This window comes from Nocardia sp. CA-084685 (genome assembly GCF_050955785.1).
Classification (GTDB): domain Bacteria; phylum Actinomycetota; class Actinomycetes; order Mycobacteriales; family Mycobacteriaceae; genus Nocardia.
Map to the genome: position 1 here is coordinate 1,005,161 of NZ_CP192094.1, position 22,129 is coordinate 1,027,289.

Genomic DNA, 22,129 nt, shown 5'->3' on the forward strand with positions numbered 1-22,129 from the left:
GGGATTGACGATGTCGAACAACGAGGCGGCCAGCGTGCTGGACCGCCGGAAGGCGCTGCTGCGCCAGCGATTGGCCGAAAGAGGCCTAGCCGCACCAACTTCCGAAAATGCGACCATTCGGCGATCAAAACCTGGTGAGCGTCACTCGCTGTCGGCCGGTCAGCGTCGCATGTGGTTTCTGCAGACCCGCGACCCGGAGGACACCACCCTCAATATCTGTGTGGCCTACCGGCTGACCGGTGCGCTCGACGAGGCGCGGCTGCGCGATGCGCTCGCGGCCGTCGTCAGCGGCCACGACATTCTGCGCACCACCTACGGGCTCGACGAGAGCGGCGAGCCGTACCAGGTCGTGCGGGCAGACCTCGGATTATCCTGGCAGACACACGATCTGACCGATTTGCCCGAGGCGGGCCGGGCACGCAGGCTGGAAGTGCTCGCCCGTCGGGAATTCGGCCGACCGTTCGATCTCGCGACCGACTCGCCGTTGCGTGTCAGTCTGGTGCGCACCGGTGGCGATGAGTTCGCATTGTTGTTGGTCGCACATCACATCAGCTGGGATGACGACTCGTGGGCCGTCTTCTTCACCGAGCTCAATGCCGCCTATCGCGCCGAGTCGGTACAGACTGCCCGTGCGCAATTCGTCGACGTCGCGGTCTTCGGCGATATCACCGACAGCGCCGATATCGACTACTGGCGCGCGGCCCTGCGCCCGTTGCCGGAGTCCCTGGAACTCCCCGGTCCGGCCACGGTGGCCACGGTTGCGGCCAAGCAGTCCGATCGGTGTACCTTGCCGCTGCCCGCAGAGCTCCTCGGGCGCGTGGAAGCGTTCGCGCGTGCGCACGGCGCCACTCCGTTCATGGTGTGGCTGGCCGCGTATGACGCGGTGATTCACCGCTACACCGCGGCAACGGATTTCCTGGTGTCGGTCCCGGTGACGGTGCGCCGCGATGCCGCCGAATCGTTGATCGGCTACTTCGGCAATACGCTACTGCTGCGCGCCACCATCGGCGCCGAGGACACCTTCGCTCGCTTCACCGACACCATTCGCGACACCTGTATCGGTGCCTTCGCACACCAGAATGTCGGAATCGATCGCGTTGTGCGCGAGGCGAATCCGGATCGCATCGGCGGCCGGGACGGGTTGGAACAGCTGGTCCGGCTCGGCTTCGGAATGCGCAGGAGCGCAGAGGGTTTCGACCTGGCGGGGGTCGAGGCGACACTGCTCGACCTCGGCAGTGTGGTTGCGCAGGTTCCGCTGGGACTGACCGTTGTCACCGAAGCCGATGGCGCTTACCTGGAGGCCGAATACCGGATCGCCGATCTGGACCGCGCCTTGGTGGAACAGCTGCTCGGTCACTACCTGCAGCTGCTGTACAGCGCACTCGCGAATCCGGATCGCAGGCTCGGTGATATCGATATGCTCGGAGCGGCCGATCGCGCCGCGATCCTCGCGCTGTCGCACGGCCCGATTGTCGCGGCCGAACCGACCACGATGGTCGCGCTCTTCGAAAACCAGGTCGCGGCCACGCCCGACGCGCTCGCCATCGTCGCCCCCGCCGAACACGACACCGAACTCAGCTACGCCGAACTGAATCGGCGCGCCAATCGATTGGCGCACTGGCTGATCGGGCGTGGACTCGGTACCGAGGACATCGTCGGGCTGCGGCTGTCGAATTCGGTGGAGTTCGTGGTCGCGGTGCTGGGTGTGCTCAAATCCGGTGCGGCCTATCTACCCATCGATCCGGCCTATCCGCAGGACCGCATCGACTACCTGGTCGAGGACGCGCAACCCCGGCTGGTGCTCGGTCGGGACGAGCTGGATGCCGCCGAATCCGCGGCCGTCGGACTCCCCGACACCGATCCCGGCGATCCGGACCGCGTGCGGCCGCTGCTGCCCGGCCACCTCGCGTACGTCATCTACACCTCCGGATCCACCGGAAAGCCCAAGGGTGTACCGGTACCTCATGCCGCGATCGCCGAACATCTCGCGGGCTTTGTCGCGGAATGGAGTATGACCGCCGAGGACCGGCTGCTGCAGTCCTCTTCGGTGAGCTTCGATGCCTCCCTGCTCGATATCTTCGTGACGTTGACACTCGGCGCCCGATTGGTCATCCCGAAACCCGATGCCTTCCGCGATATTCCGTACGTCGCCGAGTTGATCACCCGCTGCGGGGTCACGGTGCTGCATATGGTGCCGTCGATGTTGAGCACCTTCCTGCTGCTGCCCGAGGTGAGCGAATGGCGTGCGCTGCGGCATGTTCCGGTGGGCGGTGAGGCGCTGCCCGGTGAGGTGGCCGACAAGTTCGCCGGTGTCTTCGATGCCGAGCTGCGAAATCATTACGGTCCGACCGAGGCCGTGGTGTGTGCCACGCATATGAATGTGGAAGGCCCACAGGGCACTCGGATCGTGCCGATCGGTGTGCCGAATCAGAACGTCACGGTGTATCTGCTGGATGCGGCGCTGCAGCTGGTGCCATCGGGTGTGGTCGGTGAGATCTATTTGGGTGGAGCGCAATTGGCGCGCGGATACCTGAATCGGCGTGGTTCGACGGCGGAGCGGTTCGTCGCCGATCCGTTCGCGCTGGGCGCTCGGCTGTATCGGACCGGAGATCTAGCGCGGCGCAATGCCCATGGTGAGATCGAATTCGTCGGCCGGGCCGATGAGCAGGTCAAGGTGCGTGGCTTCCGGATCGAACTCGGCGAGGTGGAGGCGGCCATCGCGTCTTATCCGGGGGTCGGCCACTGTGTCGTCATCGCGGTCGATGATGCCGCGGTCGGTGCGATGCTCGCCGCCTATGTGGTTGCGGCCAACGGACTTTCGGAGTCGACGCTCGATATCGACGAGGTGCGCAGGCACGCCGCCGCGACGCTGCCGGAGTACATGGTGCCCAGCGCCTTCGCGGTGATCGATGAAATCCCGTTGACCGTGCACGGCAAACTCGACCGTCGCGCGCTGCCGGATCCGGAACGCGCCACCGCGCACCGCTACCGGGAGCCGAGCACGGCCACCGAAATCCGCCTCGCCGGTCTGTTCGCGCAGATCTTCGGCCGCGAGCAGATCGGCGCGGACGATTCCTTCTTCGAACTCGGTGGGCATTCGCTGCTGGCCACCCGTCTGGTGGTGCGGATTCGCACCGAGTTCGGTGTCGAGATCGATGTGCGCGCACCGTTCGATACACCGACCGTCGCGGGCCTTGCCGCCCTCATCGAGACCACGCCGGCGCGCAGCACATCGGCCGTGCCGCTGCTGAAACGCGTACGGCCCGAGCGTATTCCACTGTCGTACTCGCAGCTCGCACTGTGGTTCCAGCGCAAGCTGGAGGGGTCGAGTGCGATCGGCAATATTCCATTCGCGGTGCGGGTCGATGGTCCGTTGGATCTCGATGCGCTGACTGCCGCGCTCGCCGACGTCGTTGCCAGGCACGAGGTGCTGCGCACTGTCTTCCCCGAGAACGGCGGTGTCCCATACCAATTGGTGCTGCCCGCCGGTCCGATCGATGTGCCGGTGGCGGAGCTCTACGATCCAGGAAAACTGCGCTCCGAACTCGCGGCAGCGGGTGGTCACTGCTTCGAAGTCGCTACCGAGCTGCTGATTCGGCCGCGAGTCTTCATGCTGGGCGCCAAGACGCATGTGCTGTCACTGCTCGTTCACCATCTGGTGGCCGATCACTGGTCGTTCCGGACGATTCTGGACGATCTCGGCACCGCCTACCGTGCACGCATCGCAGGCGCTGCTCCGGACTGGACGTCCCCGGACGTTCAGTACGCCGACTATGCGCTGTGGCAGCGCGAGGTCGTCGAGACGCTCGGCACGCAGGTGGACTATTGGCGCGACACCCTCGCTGGTCTGCCCGCCGAGATCAATGTCGCCCTGGACCGCCCGCGCCCCGCCGTACTCGGCAAGAACGGGCATGTGGTGCCGTTCGCCGTGCCCGCGGCACTGCGCGGCAAGCTGAAAGCCCTCGCCGAGGCGAGCGGAGGCAGCGAGTTCATGCTCTACCAAGCCGCGGTCGCGACGCTGCTGCACAAACTCGGTGCGGGGGTGGATATTCCGCTCGGCACGCCGATCGCGGGTCGAGTCGATCCGGCCGCTGCCGAATTGGTCGGCCTGCTCGCCAATATGGTGGTACTGCGCAATGACCTATCCGGCGATCCGACGCTGCGGACCGTGCTGGAGCGCTCCCGCGATACCGCACTCGGCGCGTACAGCAACCAGGACATTCCGATGGAACGCCTGGTCGACGCACTGAATCCGGTCCGGTCCCGATCCAGGAACCCGCTGTTCCAGGCCATGATGCACTTCCGTGAGGAGAACTGGGACGGCACGGGTCAGGGTTTGGACGCGCACACCGCACTGACGGTATTGCCATTGGACTTCGACACCTCGCTGCTGGACCTCAGCATCAATTTCTTCGCGGGGTCCGACGGCGGCTTCGATGCCAGCGTCATCGTGAATACCGATCTGTACGATCCTGCGACCGGGGCGTTGTTCGCGCAGCGCATGCTTCGCGTTCTCACGGCCTTTGCTGATAACCCGGACAGCACCGTCGGTGAACTCGACATCATGCCCGCGGCCGAGCGGCAGCGGGTCCTCGGTGAATGGGCCACCGGTGTGGAGCTGTCCTGGCTGCCCGGCCTTGCCGAGCTGATCCGGCGTGGTCGCGGCGTTCCACCCGATCGGATCGCGCTGCGCTGTGGTACCGAGACACTCACCTATGGCGAGCTGTTCGAACGGCTCGATCGAGGCGTGGCACAGGTGCCCGAAGGTGTTTCGGCGGCCGGGGTGGTGCGACGGCTCGCCGCACTGGACACGATAGCGAATACCGGTGGGACCATTTCGGCTTCGCCCGTTGTGCTGGGCCGGGAGGCCATAGCCGCCGCGGTCGCCGATCGACGGGCCATTGCCGCCGATCGCCGCGGCGCATCGCTCGACCGGGCGACGGGTTCGGCAGATGTGCGACTCGTTGCCATCCCCTGGGCGGGTTCCGAGATCGAGGTCGAGTTGCTGGCCGCGCTCGTCGACGGGGCGACGCTGATCCTCACCACCGAACAGCAACGCGAAGATCCGGTCGCGCTGGTCGAGCTGATCGCTACGTATTCGGTCACCCATGTGGTTGCCGAGCCCGTCACGCTGTCGCGGTTCGTGCAGACCGGCGTCTCCATGCTGCCGTCGGTGCGCAGCTGGGAGATCATCGGAACCGGTTGGCCCGCAGCGCTTCCCGACCTACTGCCGGCGCTGGCGGCCGGTTCGGTCGCGACCTTCGACTTCCGGATTCCGCAGTACGCGGGCGCGGTGGCACGCGGTGCGGTCGACGGGAGCGCACGTGCGCGTCCCATTCCGGGGGCGCGGGTATTGGTGCTGGATGAAGCCCTGCGACCGGTTGCGCCCGGCGTTGACGGCGATGTGTACGTCGGTGGTGCCGGACTTGCTCAGGGTTATGTCGAGGAGGCGGCAAATGCGTTCATCGACGACCCGTACCTGCCAGGTGCCCGGTTGTTCCGCACGCAGCAGTTGGCGCGTTGGGACACCGCAGGGCGACTGGTGTTCAGGACCGATCGCGTCGGTGAAACCAGTACGAGCACATCATCGCCCGATGCCGAGCACACCGAGACCGAACGGCAGCTCATCGCGATCCTCGAGGAGTTGCTGGAGATCGAGGATGTCACTGCCGAGGATGGCTTCTTCGCGCTCGGCGGCGACAGTGTGATCTCCATTCAGTGGTCGACACGCGCCAATCAGCTCGGCCTTCCGCTGTCTCCACAGCTGGTCTTCGAGCACATCACCATTGCCGAGCTCGCGGCCGCGGTCGACGAGGCGGTGACGGCGGGGGTGACCACGACCATCGGCGACACCTTCGGTGCGGCAGCCCAGGCGAACAGCGATGACGGCCAGCCCGATACGGCACCACCTGCTCAGCACCAGCATGCCGCGATGAGCGTATCCGGCCTCAGCTCCGACGCGCTGGCCACCTTGGGCGCGGCATGGAAGCAGTCGCAATGAGGGGCGACTACTTCCGAGCGTTCGGGACGAGCAGCGTTGCGATGACTGCGGGCCGAAAGGCGTTGCGATGACGGTGGACCGGAGCGTCCCGGCCGAAATCGAGGATGTGCTCGCGCTCAGCCCACTACAGGAGGGGCTGTTCTCGTTGGCGCGGTTGGCAGCCGACGGGGTCGATCTGTACACGATGCAGTTCGTCATCGATATCGGCGGTCCGATCGATGTGCCGATGCTGCGTCGCAGCGCCGAAGTCATCCTGGAGCGGCACGCCAATCTGCGGGCCTCGTTCTGGGATAAGGATCTACCCAAGCCGGTGCAGATCGTGCCGACCTGGGTGGATCTGCCCTGGTTCGAAATTTCCGCGTTACCCGCGGAATTCGATGCCATTGCCGAAGCCGACCGGCAGCGGCGGTTCGATCTGTCTCGCGGTCCCGCGCTGCGCATTACGCTGGTCACCCTGCCCGGCGAGCGGCGCAGAATGATCGTGACCGCGCATCACATCCTGATGGACGGCTGGGCGGTCGCGTTGTTCTTCCGCGAGCTGATCGCGGTGTACGAGGCTGGCGGACAGGCGAATTCACTGGCACCGGCGCGGCCGTACCGCGATTACATCGGCTGGCTGGCCGCGCAGGACACCGCCGCCATCACCCGCAGCTGGAGCGAATACCTCGCGCCGCTGAGCGGTCCGCTCATGCTGGCCGGTGGTACCGCAACCGAAGTCGGCGCGGCGATTCCACGCCGCAGCCGATTCAGTTTGGATAACGCCGAATCCGCACGGCTGGTGCGGTGGACACGTGCGAACAGCCTGACCATGAGCACGGTCGTCCAATTCGCCCTGGCAGTCGTGCTCGGCAGGCTCACCGATCGACGCGATGTCGTCTTCGGCACCACCATTTCCGGCCGTCCGGATGCGCTGCCCGGCGTCGAAACCATGATCGGACTGTTCATCAATACGGTGCCCGCGCGTGTCCTCATCGACCGGGCTCGCACCGTGACCGAGCAATGTGCGCAGCTACAGCGCGAATCGGCGGCCATGCGGGATGCGGGTTATGTCAGCCTGTCGACTATTCAGCGCGCGCTCGGGCACGGTGCGCTGTTCGATGTGCTGTTCGTCTTCGAGAATGCACCCATCGGCGCGGCCACCGATCCGATCGTCACCGCGAGCGGCACCCGGTTCCTGCCGGTGGCGATGGAGAGTCTGGTGCACTATCCGCTTTCGGTGGTGTCGCATTTGAACGACGGCACGCTCGTCGTGATGCTCGAGGCGATTGCCGAAGCGCTGCCCCACTTCCCGGTGGGTGATATCGGTGAACGGATCCTGTCGGTGCTGCGTCAGCTGCCCGATCATGGTGATTCGAGCCCCGATGCGCTGGACCTGCTGCTGGCCGCTGAGAAAGTCGCCGTCGCGAAGCAGGACCGCGCGGATGGCACGGTTTACCAGCTCTTCCTCACCCAGGTGGCCAGCACTCCAGATGCGATCGCCCTGCGCACCGGTTGGGATTGCTACACCTATCGTGAATTGCGTGCGGCCGCTGGGCGGCTGGCACATGAGCTGACCGGCAGCGGCATCGGTCCGGAAACCGTTGTTGCCCTGGCGCTACCGCGATCCGCACGGTCCATCATCGCGATCCTCGCTGTACTGGAAGCAGGGGGAGCCTATGTGCCGGTGGATATCTCGGCACCGGCAGCACGCATCGAATCCATCCTGCGCCAAGCGGACCCGAAACTCGTTCTGACGGTGCGGGAGTCCGCAGACCTGCTCGGTGAAACCACACACCCGGTCCTGGTACTCGACGATCCCGCCGTAGCCGAACGAATCGCGCACCACACCATCGCGCCCTACCATCCGGTCGCTCCCGATACTGCCGCATACCTCATCTTCACCTCCGGCTCGACCGGCGAACCCAAGGGTGTCATCGGCACCCACGCCGCTCTGACCAGCTACTTCACCGACCACCGCGACCGCGTCTACCGCCCGGCAGTGAGCCGTCTCGGTCGCCGACTGCGCATCGCACACGCCTGGTCGCTGAGCTTCGACGCCTCCTGGCAGCCCATGATCGGCCTATTCGACGGCCACACCGTCCACCTGTTCGATGAGACCGAAATGCGTGATGCGCAGGGCCTCGTCGACGGCATCGTCCGGCACGAGATCGATATGATCGACACTTCGCCGTCCATGTTCACCCAGCTCTCGGCCGCCGGTCTGGTCGATGGTGAGCGGCTGACCGTGCTGGCCCTCGGTGGCGAGGCGATCGGTTCGTCCATGTGGGAGCAACTGCGCGCGCTGCCGGGCACCGCGGTCTACAACTGCTACGGACCCACCGAGACCACGGTCGAGGCGGTGGTCGCGACCGTGAATACCGGCCGCAACGAGCCGGGCAGTGCCCAACCCACGATCGGCGGACCGGTGGATCGCATGTGCGCCTACGTCTTCGATGCCATGCTGCGGCCGGTGCCGCGCGGTGTCGTCGGTGAGCTGTATTTGTCGGGTGCGCAGGTGGCGCGCGGCTATATCGGCAAGGCGGCGATCACGGCGGATCGCTTCGTCGCCGACCCCTTCCGACCCGGCGCGCGCATGTATCGTACGGGTGATCTGGTGCGGCAGTCGCCGAATGGCGATCTGGCGTATCTCGGCCGCGCCGATGACCAGGTCAAGATCCGCGGGTACCGAATCGAAATCGGCGATATCGAAACGGCTTTGCTGCAACTACCGCAGGTACGTGCGGGCGCTGTGCTGGTTGTGCGGCGCCCGGGCGGGCCGAGTCTCGTCGCCTTCGCGGTCACCGCTGATTCGGCCAACTTGCGTGCCGGACTCGCCGAGCGCCTGCCCGCATATATGGTTCCGGCGCGGGTCCTTGCGCTGCCCGAGCTACCGGTCACCCCTAACGGCAAACTCGACGTCCGCGCTCTGCACGCTCGGGGACTGGAGGCACTGCGGAGTTCCGCTCAGCGCACTCTGGCGAGCACCGATACCGAGCGAACCCTGTGCCGCGCGCTCGCAGAGACACTGGGCGGTACCACACCGGGCATCGACGACGACTTCATCGAACTCGGCATGGACAGCATTGTCGCCATCTCCCTGGTGAACGCGGTGCGACGGGCTGGACTCTCGGTCAGCCCCGCCATGGTCATGGCCAATCCCACCGTCCGCGATTTGGCGGCAGCCATCGATTCCCGTGCGACACAACAGGATAACGCCCCGGACGAAATCGGCGCGGTAGTTCCGACACCGATCATGTCCTGGATGTTCGAGTACGGCGGCTTCCGCAGACTCGCACTCTCGACACTGGTATCGCTGCCCGCCGAGGCGGATCGGGCCGAGTTGGAAGCGGTGCTGCAGGCACTCCTCGACGGTCACGACATGCTGCGTGGCCAGCTGTCGACAACCGGTTTCGAAACCAGGGCGCAGGGCAGCGTGCGCGCCGCCGATATTCTGCACGAGGTCCGGGTCTTCGGTGACTTGGGCCCGGTCCTCGAAGAGCATGCGCGAGCGGCGATCGACCGCATCGATCCGGAGACGGGCACCATGATTCAGGCCGTCCGCTTCGTGGGCCCCGATGTGCTGCTGCTATCGATCCACCATCTCGCCGTGGATCCGGTCTCCTGGCACATTATCCTCGCGGATCTCGCCGACACATGGTCGCAACTCACGGCAGGGCAAACCCCCACTGTCGCACCAGAATTCATTGGATATCGCAGCTGGGCCGCACTGCTCGACAAGCGCCGCGGCGCACCGGAAGTAGCAGGCCAACGCGACTTCTGGTCCGACCAACTGACCGGCCCCGATCCGGAACTGGGCCTACGCCATCCGGATCCGACCCGCGACACCTGGTCCGCCTACCGCCTCACCCCATCGTTCACGCCGATCGATACCACCGGCCGCATCCTCGATGGTCTCGGCGCCGACCTAGACATGCGCGAATTGCTGCTCACCGCACTGACAATCGCGCTCACCACCTGGCGAGCCGAACGCGACCAGGACGACTCAACCGGCGCACTGGTCGCCCTCGAGGGCCACGGCCGCGAAGATGCCATCGTCGACGATGCCGACACATCACGGACGGTCGGCTGGTTCACCACCGTGCACCCGCTGCGCGTCGGCGTGGGCTCGACACTCGACATCACCGGCGCTGAGCATGATCCTGCCCGAGCGGCAGACTTACTGAAATCCGTTGCAGCACAGCTGGCCAGTGTCCCGAACAAGGGTTTGGACTACGGCCTGCTCCGTTACGGCGACACCGAATCGCAGGCAGACCCGCAAGTAATGCTCGACTACCTGGGCCGTATGGATCTCCCGGCGGGAACAGCAGGCCCATGGACCCCCATCACCGATCTCACCTTGCACCAACGGCTTCCGGTGGCCCCTGAACCGGATATGCCGCTGCGCTACGCGCTCGACCTCGTCGTCGCTGTCTATCCGAGCGCCGACGGCCCCCAGCTGGCCACCCTGTTCCGCTGGAGCGACGCGCTTTTCGAGGCCACCGAGATCGACCGTTTCGCCACTATCTGGCAGCGCTGCATCACCGCGGTGGCCGCCGCCATACCAAGCGCAACTCCAGGAGAACGATGAACGCGATCGAAAACGCCATCGTGGTCGAGGACGTCCGCAAGTCCTTCGGCGACGTCCATGCCGTGCGCGGCCTGAGTTTCTCGGCGCCGACCGCAAGTGTGCTCGGCGTACTCGGACCGAACGGCGCGGGCAAGACCACCACGGTCTCCATCCTGTCCACGCTCACCAAGCCCGATGCGGGCCGCGCCCTGGTCGCGGGCCACGACGTGGTGCGCGAGGCCGCCGCTGTGCGGGCATCCATCATGCTCACCGGCCAGTACGCGGCCCTGGACGAGGTGCTGACCGGCCGGGAGAACCTCGTCCTCTTCGGTCGCCTGATGGGTCTGCGTCCGAAGCAGGCCAAGCTCCGGGCCACGGAATTGCTCGAACAGTTCGATCTGATCGAGGCGGCTGATCGTCGTGTCGGCGGCTATTCGGGCGGTATGCGCAGACGCATTGATATCGCCTGCGGCCTGGTGCGCCTGCCCAAGGTCGTCTTCCTCGACGAACCCACCACCGGCCTGGATCCGGTGAGCAGACAGGGAGTTTGGTCGCTGGTGCGTTCGCTCAAGGAGCAGGGGGTGACGATCCTGCTCACCACGCAGTATCTCGAAGAGGCGGATGCGTTGAGCGACAACATCATCGTCATCGATAAGGGCCGCGTGATCGCCGAGGGCACCGCGGACGAACTCAAGGCCCACTCGGGTTCGAGCTACTGCGAGGTCGTTCCGGTCGATGCCGGTGACGTGCCCGCCGTGGTCACCGCGCTGGACGACCTCGGCACGGTGACGGTCGCCGAATCCAAGGACCGGGTTTCGCTTCCGGCTCCAGACGGTGCCGCCACATTGGCCGAAGCGTTGCGCCGCATTACCGATGCCGATATCGAACTCATCGATATCGCCCTGCGCAGACCGTCACTCGATGAGGTCTTCATCAAGCTCACCACCGACGAACCGGGGTTGGTGACCGCATGACCGAATCAGTCGCCATTCCGGCCGGAATGCAATGGACCGCATTGAGCGGCCGCACCGTGCGCGCTGCGATCCGTGAGGGCGATCTGCCCTTCGGTTTCGTCGCGCCGATGATCTTCTTCGTCTGTTTCTATGTCCCGCTGCGCAAGTCGATGGAGCAGGCCGGTGCGGACTACGCCCAGTACCTGCTGCCGGTAATCGTGCTGCAGGGGATGTTCTTCACCGCCATGTCGGCGGGCGATCGCGCTGCCCGAGACACCTTCAGCGGCATGGGTACTCGCATGCGATCCATGCCGGTCACACCCTGGGTCCCGCTGGCCGCCCGGATGTCCGCGAATCTGGTTCGCGCGCTGGCCGGACTCGCTGGAGCGCTGATTATCGGCACGATCTTCGGATTCCGATTCCACAGTGGCACAGCGGCTCTCATCTTCATCGTGCTGTCGCTGACCTTCGCTGTGGCACTGGTGATCGGTGCCGACACACTCGGCGCGGCCACCGGCAAGCCGGAAATCGGCGCGTCCGCGCTGCTGGCACCGCAATTGCTACTCATCATGATGTCCACGGGTTTCGTTCCGGTCGAAGGCTTTCCGGGCTGGATTCAGCCCTTCGTCCGCAATCAGCCGGTATCCCAGGCCGCTGCCGCCCTACGTGATCTCGCGAGCGGCGAATACACCTCGGCCGTCGCCGTGGCGGCGATCTGGATTCTCGCTCTGATCGTGGCCTTCACCGCGATATCGGTCTCGGTGGAAAGGCGGCGGCCGTGAAAGCACTGATCGACCAGAGCTTCGTCGAAACGGGCCGACTGCTGCGGCGCTGGCCGCGCGAGCAGGAGGTGCTGACCTCGACGCTGATCCTGCCGGTGCTGTTGCTATTGATGTACCAACTGGTGCTCCACAAATTCCTGAGCGCATCCTCCGGCGTGGATGCCATCTACGGTTTCGTCCCGATGATCGCGGTCACCGGCGCGATGTACGGCGCCATGGGAACCGGCCTGTCACTCTATGCGGAGCGGGAAAGCGGTCTGCTGCGGCGCATCTGGGTGCTGCCGGTGCACCGCGCGGCCGGACTGATCGGCAGACTGCTCGCCGAATGCGGACGCACGCTGATCGCGACGGTCGTCGTGGTCGCCCTCGGCGTGGCGCTCGGATTGCGCTTCGAGCAGGGCTGGCCGGGTGTGCTCGGCGCGCTCGCCGCTCCGGTGCTGCTGATTCCCGGCTTCGCCACCATGGTGATCACGGTCGGCGTCAGCAAGGCGGGCGACAAAGTCGTGCAGTTGTTCTCGGCACTCGTGCTGCTCGGGATGTTCTTCAATTCCGGATTCGTGCCTGTGCAGAACTACCCGGGCTGGCTGCAGCCGGTGGTGCGCGTCCAGCCGATGAGCTGCGCCATAGAGGCAATGCGCGGCTGCATGATCGGTGGTCCCATCGCCACTGCGCTGCTGCAGACAATCGCCTGGTCCGCGGGGCTGGCCCTGGTCTTCGGCGCCTTCGCGGTCCGCGGCTACCGCAAGGCAGCGCAGGGCTGACGAGTCCACTGAGCGAGCCTTCAGTTGATAGTTACATCGGCTAACTATATAGTTTCCGGAGGTAACAATCAGCAAGGGGCTGCCGTGACGATTCCATCCGCCGATCTCGATCTGGATGATGTCCAGACCATTCGCCGCCGCCTGCGCTACGACCGCGATCATCCGAACTACAAGTGGATCACGCTGACCAACACCACCCTCGGTGTGCTGCTCAGCGCGGTCAATGCCTCGATCGTGCTGATCTCGCTGCCCGCGATCTTCCGAGGTATTGGACTGAATCCCTTGGAAGCGGGCAATGTCGGCTATCTGCTGTGGATGCTGATGGGCTATCTGCTCGTCACCGCGGTGCTCGTGGTGATGTTCGGGCGGCTCGGCGATATCTTCGGCCGCGTCCGGATCTACAACCTCGGCTTCGCGGTCTTCGCGGTGACCTCGGTCGCGCTGTCCTTCGATCCATTCCACGGTGGGTCGGGCGCGATGTGGATCATCGTCTGGCGCGTGCTGCAGGGCATCGGCGGCGCCATGCTGACGGCCAACTCGACGGCCATCCTCACCGACGCCTTCCCGGCCAAACAGCGCGGTACCGCACTCGGCATCAATATGGTCGCCGCGGTCGCGGGCTCCTTCCTCGGGCTGATCATCGGTGGCGTGCTTTCGGAATGGGATTGGCGCGCGGTGTTCTGGGTCAGCGTGCCGATCGCCGTGATCGGCTCGATCTGGTCCTACCGCTCGTTGCACGAAGTGGGCACGCGCACCAAGGGCAAGGTCGACTGGGCGGGCACCATCACCTTCGGCCTCGGTCTGACCGCGCTGCTCACCGGCATCACCTACGGCATCCAGCCCTATGGCGGACACCCCACCGGTTGGTCCAACCCATGGGTGCTCGGTGCGGTGCTCGGCGGCATCGCATTGCTCGCGGCGTTCTGTGTGGTGGAGACCAAGATCGCCGAGCCGATGTTCCACCTGTCGCTGTTCGGCAACCGCGCATTCGGCCTGGGCAATTTCGCCAATCTGATGGTCTCGATCGGCCGCGGCGGCATGCAGTTCATGCTGATCATCTGGCTGCAGGGCATCTGGTTGCCGCTGCACGGCTACGATTACGAATCCACGCCGCTGTGGGCGGGTATCTATCTGTTGCCGCTGACCGTGGGATTCCTTGCCGCCGGACCGGTTTCGGGCTGGCTGTCGGATCGCTACGGATCGCGCCGGTTCACCACCGGCGGTGCGACGCTGGCCGGGCTCACCTTCCTGGGGCTGCTGGTCATCCCGGTCGACTTCAACTACTGGGTATTCGCCACGATCGTGCTGCTCAACGGCGTCGGCTGCGGACTGTTCTTCTCGCCGAATACCGCGGCCATCATGTCGAGCGTGCCCGCGTCCCAGCGCGGTGCGGCATCCGGTATGCGTGGCACCCTGTTCAACGGCGGCAATGCGCTGTCGATGGGAATCTTCTTCTCGCTCATGGTCGTCGGCCTGGCCGCCAGCCTGCCCTCAGCACTCGACAGCGGTCTGCGCGCCCAGGGCGTATCCGCGGGCGCCGCGTCCCAACTCGCCGATCTGCCGCCCGTCGCGAGTATGTTCGCCGCCTTCCTCGGCTACAATCCGATCCAGGAATTGCTTGGACCCAGCGGCGAATTGGCCAAGCCGGGGGTCAATGCGGACATCCTCACCGGTCAGGAATTCTTCCCGAATCTGCTCACCGGGCCGTTCCACTCGGGTCTGATCGTGGTATTCGTCTCGGCCGCTGTGATGATGTTCCTGGCCGCCGCGGCCGCATACTTCGCGGGCGATGAGTACGTCGAGGAAGAACTGGCCGAACTCGCCGAGGCCGACGAACTCGTCGCCGCGCGCTGACGCACGGCTGGTGCCTGCCGCGCCCGGACTCTACTGTCTTGGCCATGAACTCGCTGCCGGTCGCGCCCGTGGTGGCGGTCCTCGGATTCGTCGCGGCGATCACCATCGGCCGGTGGTTCCTGGTCGCCGACACCCTCAGCGACCGGCTCATCAATCGCGCACTGGCCTGGGATCTGGTCGGTCTGCTCATCTTCATCTGCGTCGGTCGGCTCGGTCGGGCTGATCTAGCGCTCGATCTGTTCACGATCTTCGGTGCGCTGGCGGTGGCGAATGTCTTCGGATTCGCACGATTGCTCGATGGCGGGGACGCGCACACCGCGGTACGCCGGCAGCGCACCTACGACAGGACCGCCCTCGCGTCCGGATGTGTTGTGCTGGTCGGCATTGTGGCTTCGCACCTGGACTGGGGGCTGACCGTCTGGTCGCTGACCACGGTGCCGACCGCCTTGTCCGGCATGCTGATGACGCGGGCCTGCGTGCGAGAGTTGCGCACCGCCGGCCTCACCGTGCAGGAGCGACTGACCTACGGTGCACTGCTGATCGTCGCCGTGTATGCCGCGATCTCGACAATGGTCTCGCTCGTGCGGATGACCAACGGAACTCGACCAGATGAGCAGGGGCTGATCTGGTCTATCGGAACCTACGCGACATTGGTCCTGCTCACCGCACTGATCGCGATCCCGCTGTGGAATGCGGTGCTGGCTCGAGCGGAACTGGACCGGGCCGGGCGCCGCTGTCGCCGACTGCGTCCGCTGTGGCAGGCGCTCACGGATGCCGTACCCGAGGTAGTGCTGGCCCGGCCGAGCGGCGGTTCCGCGTCGCGGCTATATCGGATGACGGTGGAAATCCGGGATGCCCTGGTGCGATTGCGGCCGTACACACCGCATGCCAAGGCGCACACCGATATTCGCGAATACGCGCGGTGTATCGCGCATGCCGTGCAGGCAAAAGCTGCTGGTGAGTCCCCGGCGATGTCCTCCGGCTGCGCTACTCCAGCCCTACGCGATCGAACCGATGAACTCAGGTACCTGCTGGACATGGCCGCGGAATGGCCGAAGGCCCACGCACTGGTGCGCATCGAATCTCCGGCGCGCTGAAGCTATTTCGCCGCGTTGGCGAAAGCAGGCTCCAGCTTGTTCAGCAGATAGGGCACTGAGAGCGCGGTCGGTTGGTTGACGGCGCTGATCTCCTGCACCGTGAGGAAGACCACCGCCCCCTTCTTCACCGCGGGCATATCGGCGTATCCGGGCAGCTGCCGGTACTTATCGTCCATACCGGGGGAGTAGCCAGCGAGCAACAGATCGGCGGTCAGCTCGTCGACTCGTTCCGGCGACAGCGCGAGCCTGCCCTGACTCGACGGCTGATCGGTGAGGTTCTTCGGAATGCTCAGTCCGAGTTGGGTGAAGATCTTGCTCGACCCGTCGTTCGGATCGGTCAGCACCATCAGCTGGGCCGGGCTGGCCAGCCAGGTGCTCGCGAAGGTCTTGCCATTCAGGCCCGGATTGGCCTGGCCGATGGATTCCACTTTCTTGTCCACATCGGTGATCACCCGCGTCGCGTCGTCTTCCTTGTGTAGTACCTTGCCGAGCGTGGTCACCAGGTCCTGCCAGGGCTGGATTGAGGAGGAGGTGAGTGCGGGCAGCGTCGGGGCGACCTTGGACAACTCGTCATAGGTCTTCTGGTCGGCCAGGAATCCGTCCACCAGAATCAGATCCGGCTCCAGCGCCGCGACCTGCTCGGCGATATTGCCAGTGGTATTCAAGGCCTTCGCTGATCCGAGCGATTTCGGCTCCCATGCCGGGGTGCTCTTGGATACGGAGGCGACATTGTCGACATAGCCAACCGGGGTCACGCCGAGTGCCAGTGTCGAATCCAGCCACTGATTCCCCAGCGTGACAATCTTTTCCGGGGTGGTATGGACGGTTGTCGTGCCGCGCGCGTGGGTGATGGTGACTGGTGCGCCGCTATCGGACCCCGTGTCATCGCTCGACGACCCGCAGGCGGCAATGCCCAAGGTCAGCGCACCGGCCAGCACGGCAACCGCCGCCCGTTTCCAGCCACGAGACGTCCGAACAGACTCCATCCTCACCCTCTCCTTCATCGAGGAACCCCCGACTCGGCTCCGTTCGAGCCGCAGCAGCAAAGGCCAGCCTAACCTACATTGCTGTAGCCACCGAGTGCCCTGCGATTTGCTGTCACGTCATCTGTTGCAAACCTATTGAACGTGCCGCTATCTAGCGGTACGTTAAATGACGTCAATAAATGATCCTCTCGTCCGGGAGGCATCGACGTCGAACCCGTGAGCACACGGGTCTTCGCACGACTGACGCATACCGAATTGAGGTTAGTTCCGATGAACCAAAAGAGTTCCGCCCGACGCGTCCGCCCCATGGTCGCCCGCATCGCCATCACCTCCGTGCTTGCCCTGGCCCCGATCGCCGCGGTCGCAGGCCCGGCGCTCGCCGATACGGCCGACACCCAGGGCCCGGCGATCGTGCAGGTGGACCAGGCTGACGACATCCACGGTCACGGCGGCTGGGGTCACGGTGGCTGGGGCGGCCACGGCGGTCACGGCGGTTGGGGTGGCCACGGCGGTTGGGGCCAGCGCAGCTACCCCGGCTACCCCAGCTACCCCGGCTACTTGTTCGGCTGGCCCGGCTACTTCCCCCGCCCCTCCACCGGCAGCGCCTTCTGACCCGCTCGCCTCGGCGGCGAACCCTATTCGCTCGCGAGCGTTTCTCCACGAATGAAGCCCGGCGTAGGGGCCGGGCTTCATGAGAGGCGATTATCAGAGGGTGATGCGCTGGTTCTCCGGGAGGAAGAGTTTGTCGCCTTCCTTGACGGCGAAGCTGTTGTAGAACTGGGCGATATTGCGGACGATCTGGTTGCAGCGGAATTCGTTGGGCGCGTGGACGTCCTGGAGCAGGCTGATGGTGGATTCCTCGGTCTGCTTTTCGCGCCAGCTGCGGGCGTGGGAGAAGAACATCTGCTGGTAATCGGGGTCGATGCCCTCGCGTTCTGCGGCGATGCGGTAGGCCTCGACGGCGATTTGCAGGCCGCGCAGGTCGGCGAGATTTTCGCCAACGGTGAGCGCACCGTCGACGTGGTATTTGGGATCGAGGCCCTCGGGGACCAGTACATCGAATTGCTCGATCAGCTGTTTGGTCTTGGCCTCGAATGCGGCCAGGTCCTCCGGTGTCCACCAGTCGCTGCGATTACCGCTGGCATCGTACTTGCGGCCCTGATCATCGAAGCCGTGGCCGATTTCGTGGCCGATGGTCGCGCCGACCGCGCCGTAATTGACCGCCGTGGTCGCGTCCTTGTCGAAGAACGGCGGCTGTAGATAAGCGGCGGGGAAGGTGATCTGGTTGCTGGTGGGTGAGTAGTAGGCGTTGACGGTCTGCGGCGACATACCCCATTCGGACTTGTCGACCGGAGTGCCGAGCCGGTTGAACGCCTTCTTGGATTCGAAAGCATTGACGGCGCGCAGAGATTCGATCAGCTTGCCCCGGGTGATCTTCAGCGCGGAGTAGTCGTCCCACTTATCCGGATATCCGATCCTGGCCTCGATCTTGTCCAGCTTGACGATCGAGGCATCCCTGGTCGGCTTGGACATCCAGGTCGAATTGGTGAAATTCTCCCGATAGGCGGCCATGAGGTCGGCCACCATCTCCTTGGCCCGATCCTTGGCGGCCGGCGGAAAGTACTTGTCCACATACAGTTTGCCGAGTTGGTCACCGAGATTGTCGTTGACGACCCCGACACCGGACTTCCAGGTCTCGGGCCGCTCCTCGATTCCGCTCAGCACCTTGCCGACGAATTCGAACCGCGCGTCGCGGATCGCCTTGGGCAGGAAGCGGGCGTACTCGGCAATCACATTGACCCGCAGGAACTCTCGCCACAGCGCGATATCGGTGTCGGCCCACAGTTGCGCGGCGGCGGTCACGAACGACGGCTGCGCCACCACGAGCTTGTCGAACAGTGAGCGCGGCCGATCGGTATTGCCCGCCATCCACGGATCCCAATCGAATTGCGGTCCGAGCGCGACCAGATCATGCCAACTCATCACGTTGTAGGTGGCATCGGTATTGCGATTGCGCACGCTGTCCCAATGCGCCGCCGCGATCTTGGTCTCCAGATCGAGCATGCGCTGCGCGATGCCCGCCGGATCGGCGAGACCCGCGCCCACCGACATCTTCTCGAGGTAGGTCTTGTAGCCCGCGAGTTGTTTGGCGTATTCCGGCTTGCGGTAGTACTGCTCGCTCAGCGTGATACCCGACTGACTGACGGTGGGGATATAGGCATTGGAGTCCTTGCGATCGATGCCGACTCCGATGCCGATCAGCCCGGCGATCGGCAGCTCCGCCATCACCTTGGCCAGATCCGGTTTGGTCGCCGCGCCGTCGATCTTGGCGAACAGGTCGGTCAGCGGTGTCATGCCGAGCGTTTCGAAGGCGGCCTCATCCAGGCGCGCGTCGTAGAGATCGCGAATCTGCTGCGCCTCCGAACCCGGCTTCGGATCCTTGATGCCCTCGATGATCTCGCGCAGCTGAGCCAGCGTCCGATCGCTCGCATCGCTGATCGCGCCGACCGCGGCCTTATCCGGCGGTAGCTGGTACTCGCGCAGCCACTTTCCGTTGACGTGCCGGTAAAGATCGTCCTGCGGCCGGATCACCTCGTCCGCGCCGCCCATATCGACCCCGGTGAGCCGCACCGGATGCTCATCGTTCGAGCAGGAGACCAGAGCGACGGCCGCGGGCACCACCCCGAGCGCGACCAGGAAGGCACGACGGTCGAGCTGACCGAGACGACCGGTTGATGTCACGAGGATTTCCTCTCCCGATGCGGTCCCGGCCGCATCCTCGTCAGGCGCGATAGTGCTGGCCCGAGGCTACCCGCCTCCGGCGTTGCCAGCGCGTCGGATCAGAGCGAGACCCGCTGGTCCTTGGCCAGGTACAGCTTGTCGCTCGGTTCGAGCGCGAAGGTGGTGTAGAACTCGTCGATATTGCGGACCACCTGGTTACAGCGGAACTCGTTGGGCGCGTGCGGATCCATGGCCAGTCGCAATTCCATATGCTGCTTTGTCGATTTCTCCCGCCAGATCCGGGCCCAGGACAAAAACAGCATGCGATTGTCCGGGTTGCCCTTGCCGTCGCGTTCATCGGCGATGCCGAGGGCGGCCAGGGCGATACCGAGACCGCGCAGGTCCGCGAGATTCTCCCCGACCGTGAGCGCGCCGTCGACGTGCTTGCTCGGGTCCAGACCCGTCGGGACCAGCGCGTTGTACTGCTCGATGAGCTGCTTGGTCTTGGCTTCGAAGGCGGCCCGGTCCTCGGGCGTCCACCAGTCGAGCAAAGTGCCGTCACCGTCGTAGCGCGAACCCTGATCGTCGAACCCGTGTCCGATCTCGTGACCGATGACCGCCCCGATCGCGCCGTAATTGACCGCGGTCGCGGCATTGGGGTCGAAGAATGGCGGCTGCAGAATGGCGGCCGGAAATGTGATCGAATTGGCATTGGGGTCGTACATGGCATTCACCAGCTGCGGCGCCATCCGCCATTCGGACTTGTCGACCGGGGTGCCGAGGCGCGCGAAACCGCGCTTGGTCTCGAAACGTTGTGCGGCGCGGACCGATTCGATCAACTTGCCGCGCGTGATCGTCAACCCCGAGTAGTCGATCCAGTTGTCCGGATAGCCGATCTTGGTGACGATCTTGTCGAGTTTCGCGATGGCGGCCTGCCTGGTCGGCGGCGACATCCAGGTGGAATCGGTGAAATCGGCTCGATAGGCGGATATGAGATCGGCGACCATCGCCAAGGCGCGCTCTTTGGCCGCGGGCGGAAAGTGTTTTCCCACATAGAGTTTCCCGAGCTGCTGGCTCAGGTTCTCATTCACGGTGGCGATGCCGTCCTTCCACAGCTCCGGACGCTCCTGCGACCCTTGCAGCACCTTGCCGACGAAATCGAATTCGGCATCGGCAATGGCCTTGGGTAGCAGCGCCGCGAACTGTTTGACCACCGCCATACGCAGATACTCCCGCCAGACCGCGATATCGACCGCGGCCCAGAGCTTTCCGGTCGCCGCCACGAACGACGGCTGACCAACCACCACGCGATCGAATAGTGTGCGCGGTCGGTCGGTACTGCCCGCCAGCCACGGCTCCCAATCGAATTGCGGTGCGAGCGCGGTCAATTGGGACCAGTTCATCGGATTGTAGACAGCATCGGGATTGCGCAGTCGAACGTCGTCCCAGTAACCGGCGGCGATCTTGGTCTCCAGCTCGAATACCCGCTGGGCGATACCCGCCGGATCGGCAAAGCCCGCGCCCGCGGCGACCCGTTGCAGATAGGTCTGATAAGCGGCACGCTGCTCGGCGTATTCGGGCTTGCGGTAATACTGCTCGCCCATATTCGGGTCGATACCGGACTGGGAGATGTTCGCGACGTACTCGGCCGAGTTCTTCTCATCGACCCCGACGGACAAACCGACGAGGCCGCCGATCGGCAGCCCGCCCATCACCTTCGCCAGATCCGGTTTGGTTGCCGCGCCGTCGATCGCCGCGAACAGATCGGCCAGCGGGGTCACGCCGAGCCGCTCGATTTCGGCCAAGTCGACCCGGGCGTCGTAGAGATCGCGGATCTGCTGCTCGGCGGTACCGTCCTCGGGTTCGTGGATGCCATCGATGATCTCGCGCAACTGCTGCTCCACCCGGTCGCCGACCTCGTCGAAGGTGGTGTAGGACGGCTTGTCCGGCGGCAGCTGGAAATCGCGCAGCCAGCCCCCGTTGACGTACCGGAACAGATCGTCCTGCGGACGAACCGCCTGATCCCCACCCCGCATATCGACCCCGGTGAGCTGCACCGACTGCTCTCGCGTGCACGAGACCAGTGCGGCGGGAATCACGCCGAGCGCGATCAGAAAGGTGCGACGATCGAGCCGGGCGGAACGCGCGGACGAACTCAAGGAAACCCCCTATATCAGCGACGATGCGGAATACGCACAGTTCATCTGGTGATCTTGCTCGTCCCGAGGGTAGTGACGGGACGGCCCGCGAGCACTGATCCACGCGGGGTTTCACAGCGGAAGTTCAGCCTGCGGTTGCGGGGCCCGATTTGGGACCGACCTGGGCATCCACCTACACTGAACCGGTTGCCTGCGGGAGCTGTGCCCGCAATCCGGCCACGAACCCCCAGTGGTTGATCTATCCGATCGAGAAAACCGCTGGCAGGCGC

At 65.0% G+C, this 22,129-nt stretch carries 11 protein-coding genes; 8 read left to right on the top strand and 3 right to left on the bottom strand.

What is annotated here, in order from left to right; all coding sequences use genetic code 11:
- Positions 1–10 precede the first annotated feature (10 nt).
- The 7 genes from ACQP2U_RS04250 (at position 11) to ACQP2U_RS04280 (ending at position 15,994) form a co-directional block, all read left to right on the top strand.
- Positions 11–6,001: an amino acid adenylation domain-containing protein gene (locus ACQP2U_RS04250; protein WP_433713495.1), complete on the top strand. Its 5,991-nt coding sequence runs from the start codon at positions 11–13 to the stop codon at positions 5,999–6,001.
- A gap of 67 nt (positions 6,002–6,068) precedes the next feature.
- A complete protein-coding gene (locus tag ACQP2U_RS04255; protein ID WP_433713496.1) occupies positions 6,069–10,568 on the top strand; it encodes an amino acid adenylation domain-containing protein in 4,500 nt (1,499 codons plus the stop codon).
- Positions 10,565–11,521 (top strand): ATP-binding cassette domain-containing protein, encoded by a 957-nt coding sequence (locus ACQP2U_RS04260; RefSeq protein WP_433713497.1) that lies wholly within the window; start codon positions 10,565–10,567, stop codon positions 11,519–11,521. Before ACQP2U_RS04255 ends, ACQP2U_RS04260 begins: the two co-directional genes overlap by 4 nt.
- Complete coding sequence (locus ACQP2U_RS04265) at positions 11,518–12,282, top strand: ABC transporter permease (protein ID WP_433713498.1); 765 nt, start codon at positions 11,518–11,520, stop codon at positions 12,280–12,282. Before ACQP2U_RS04260 ends, ACQP2U_RS04265 begins: the two co-directional genes overlap by 4 nt.
- A complete protein-coding gene (locus ACQP2U_RS04270; RefSeq protein ID WP_433713499.1) occupies positions 12,279–13,043 on the top strand; it encodes an ABC transporter permease in 765 nt (254 codons plus the stop codon). Before ACQP2U_RS04265 ends, ACQP2U_RS04270 begins: the two co-directional genes overlap by 4 nt.
- A gap of 84 nt (positions 13,044–13,127) precedes the next feature.
- On the top strand, positions 13,128–14,897 hold the full coding sequence (locus ACQP2U_RS04275; protein ID WP_433713500.1) for an MFS transporter: 1,770 nt from the start codon (positions 13,128–13,130) through the stop codon (positions 14,895–14,897).
- A 44-nt stretch (positions 14,898–14,941) separates the two neighbouring features.
- Entirely contained in the window at positions 14,942–15,994 is a 1,053-nt protein-coding gene (locus ACQP2U_RS04280; protein ID WP_433713501.1) for an MAB_1171c family putative transporter, read from the top strand.
- 2 nt (positions 15,995–15,996) lie between these two features.
- Here ACQP2U_RS04280 and ACQP2U_RS04285 read toward each other — a convergent pair whose 3' ends face one another.
- A complete protein-coding gene (locus ACQP2U_RS04285; protein WP_433713502.1) occupies positions 15,997–16,980 on the bottom strand; it encodes an ABC transporter substrate-binding protein in 984 nt (327 codons plus the stop codon).
- Positions 16,981–17,250: 270 nt separating this feature from the next.
- Here ACQP2U_RS04285 and ACQP2U_RS04290 point away from each other — a divergent pair, with 270 nt between their 5' ends.
- Positions 17,251–17,592, top strand: a complete 342-nt coding sequence (locus ACQP2U_RS04290; RefSeq protein ID WP_433713503.1) for a hypothetical protein — start codon at positions 17,251–17,253, stop codon at positions 17,590–17,592.
- Positions 17,593–17,685: 93 nt separating this feature from the next.
- On the opposite strand, the gene ACQP2U_RS04295 is transcribed toward ACQP2U_RS04290, so the two are convergent.
- Positions 17,686–19,722 carry a M13 family metallopeptidase gene (locus tag ACQP2U_RS04295; protein WP_433713504.1) on the bottom strand — a complete coding sequence of 679 codons (2,037 nt, stop codon included), beginning with the start codon at positions 19,720–19,722 and terminating at the stop codon, positions 17,686–17,688.
- A gap of 98 nt (positions 19,723–19,820) precedes the next feature.
- Positions 19,821–21,860, bottom strand: coding sequence for a M13 family metallopeptidase (locus ACQP2U_RS04300; protein WP_433713506.1), 2,040 nt, complete (start codon positions 21,858–21,860; stop codon positions 19,821–19,823).
- Between the last annotated feature and the right edge of the window lie 269 nt (positions 21,861–22,129).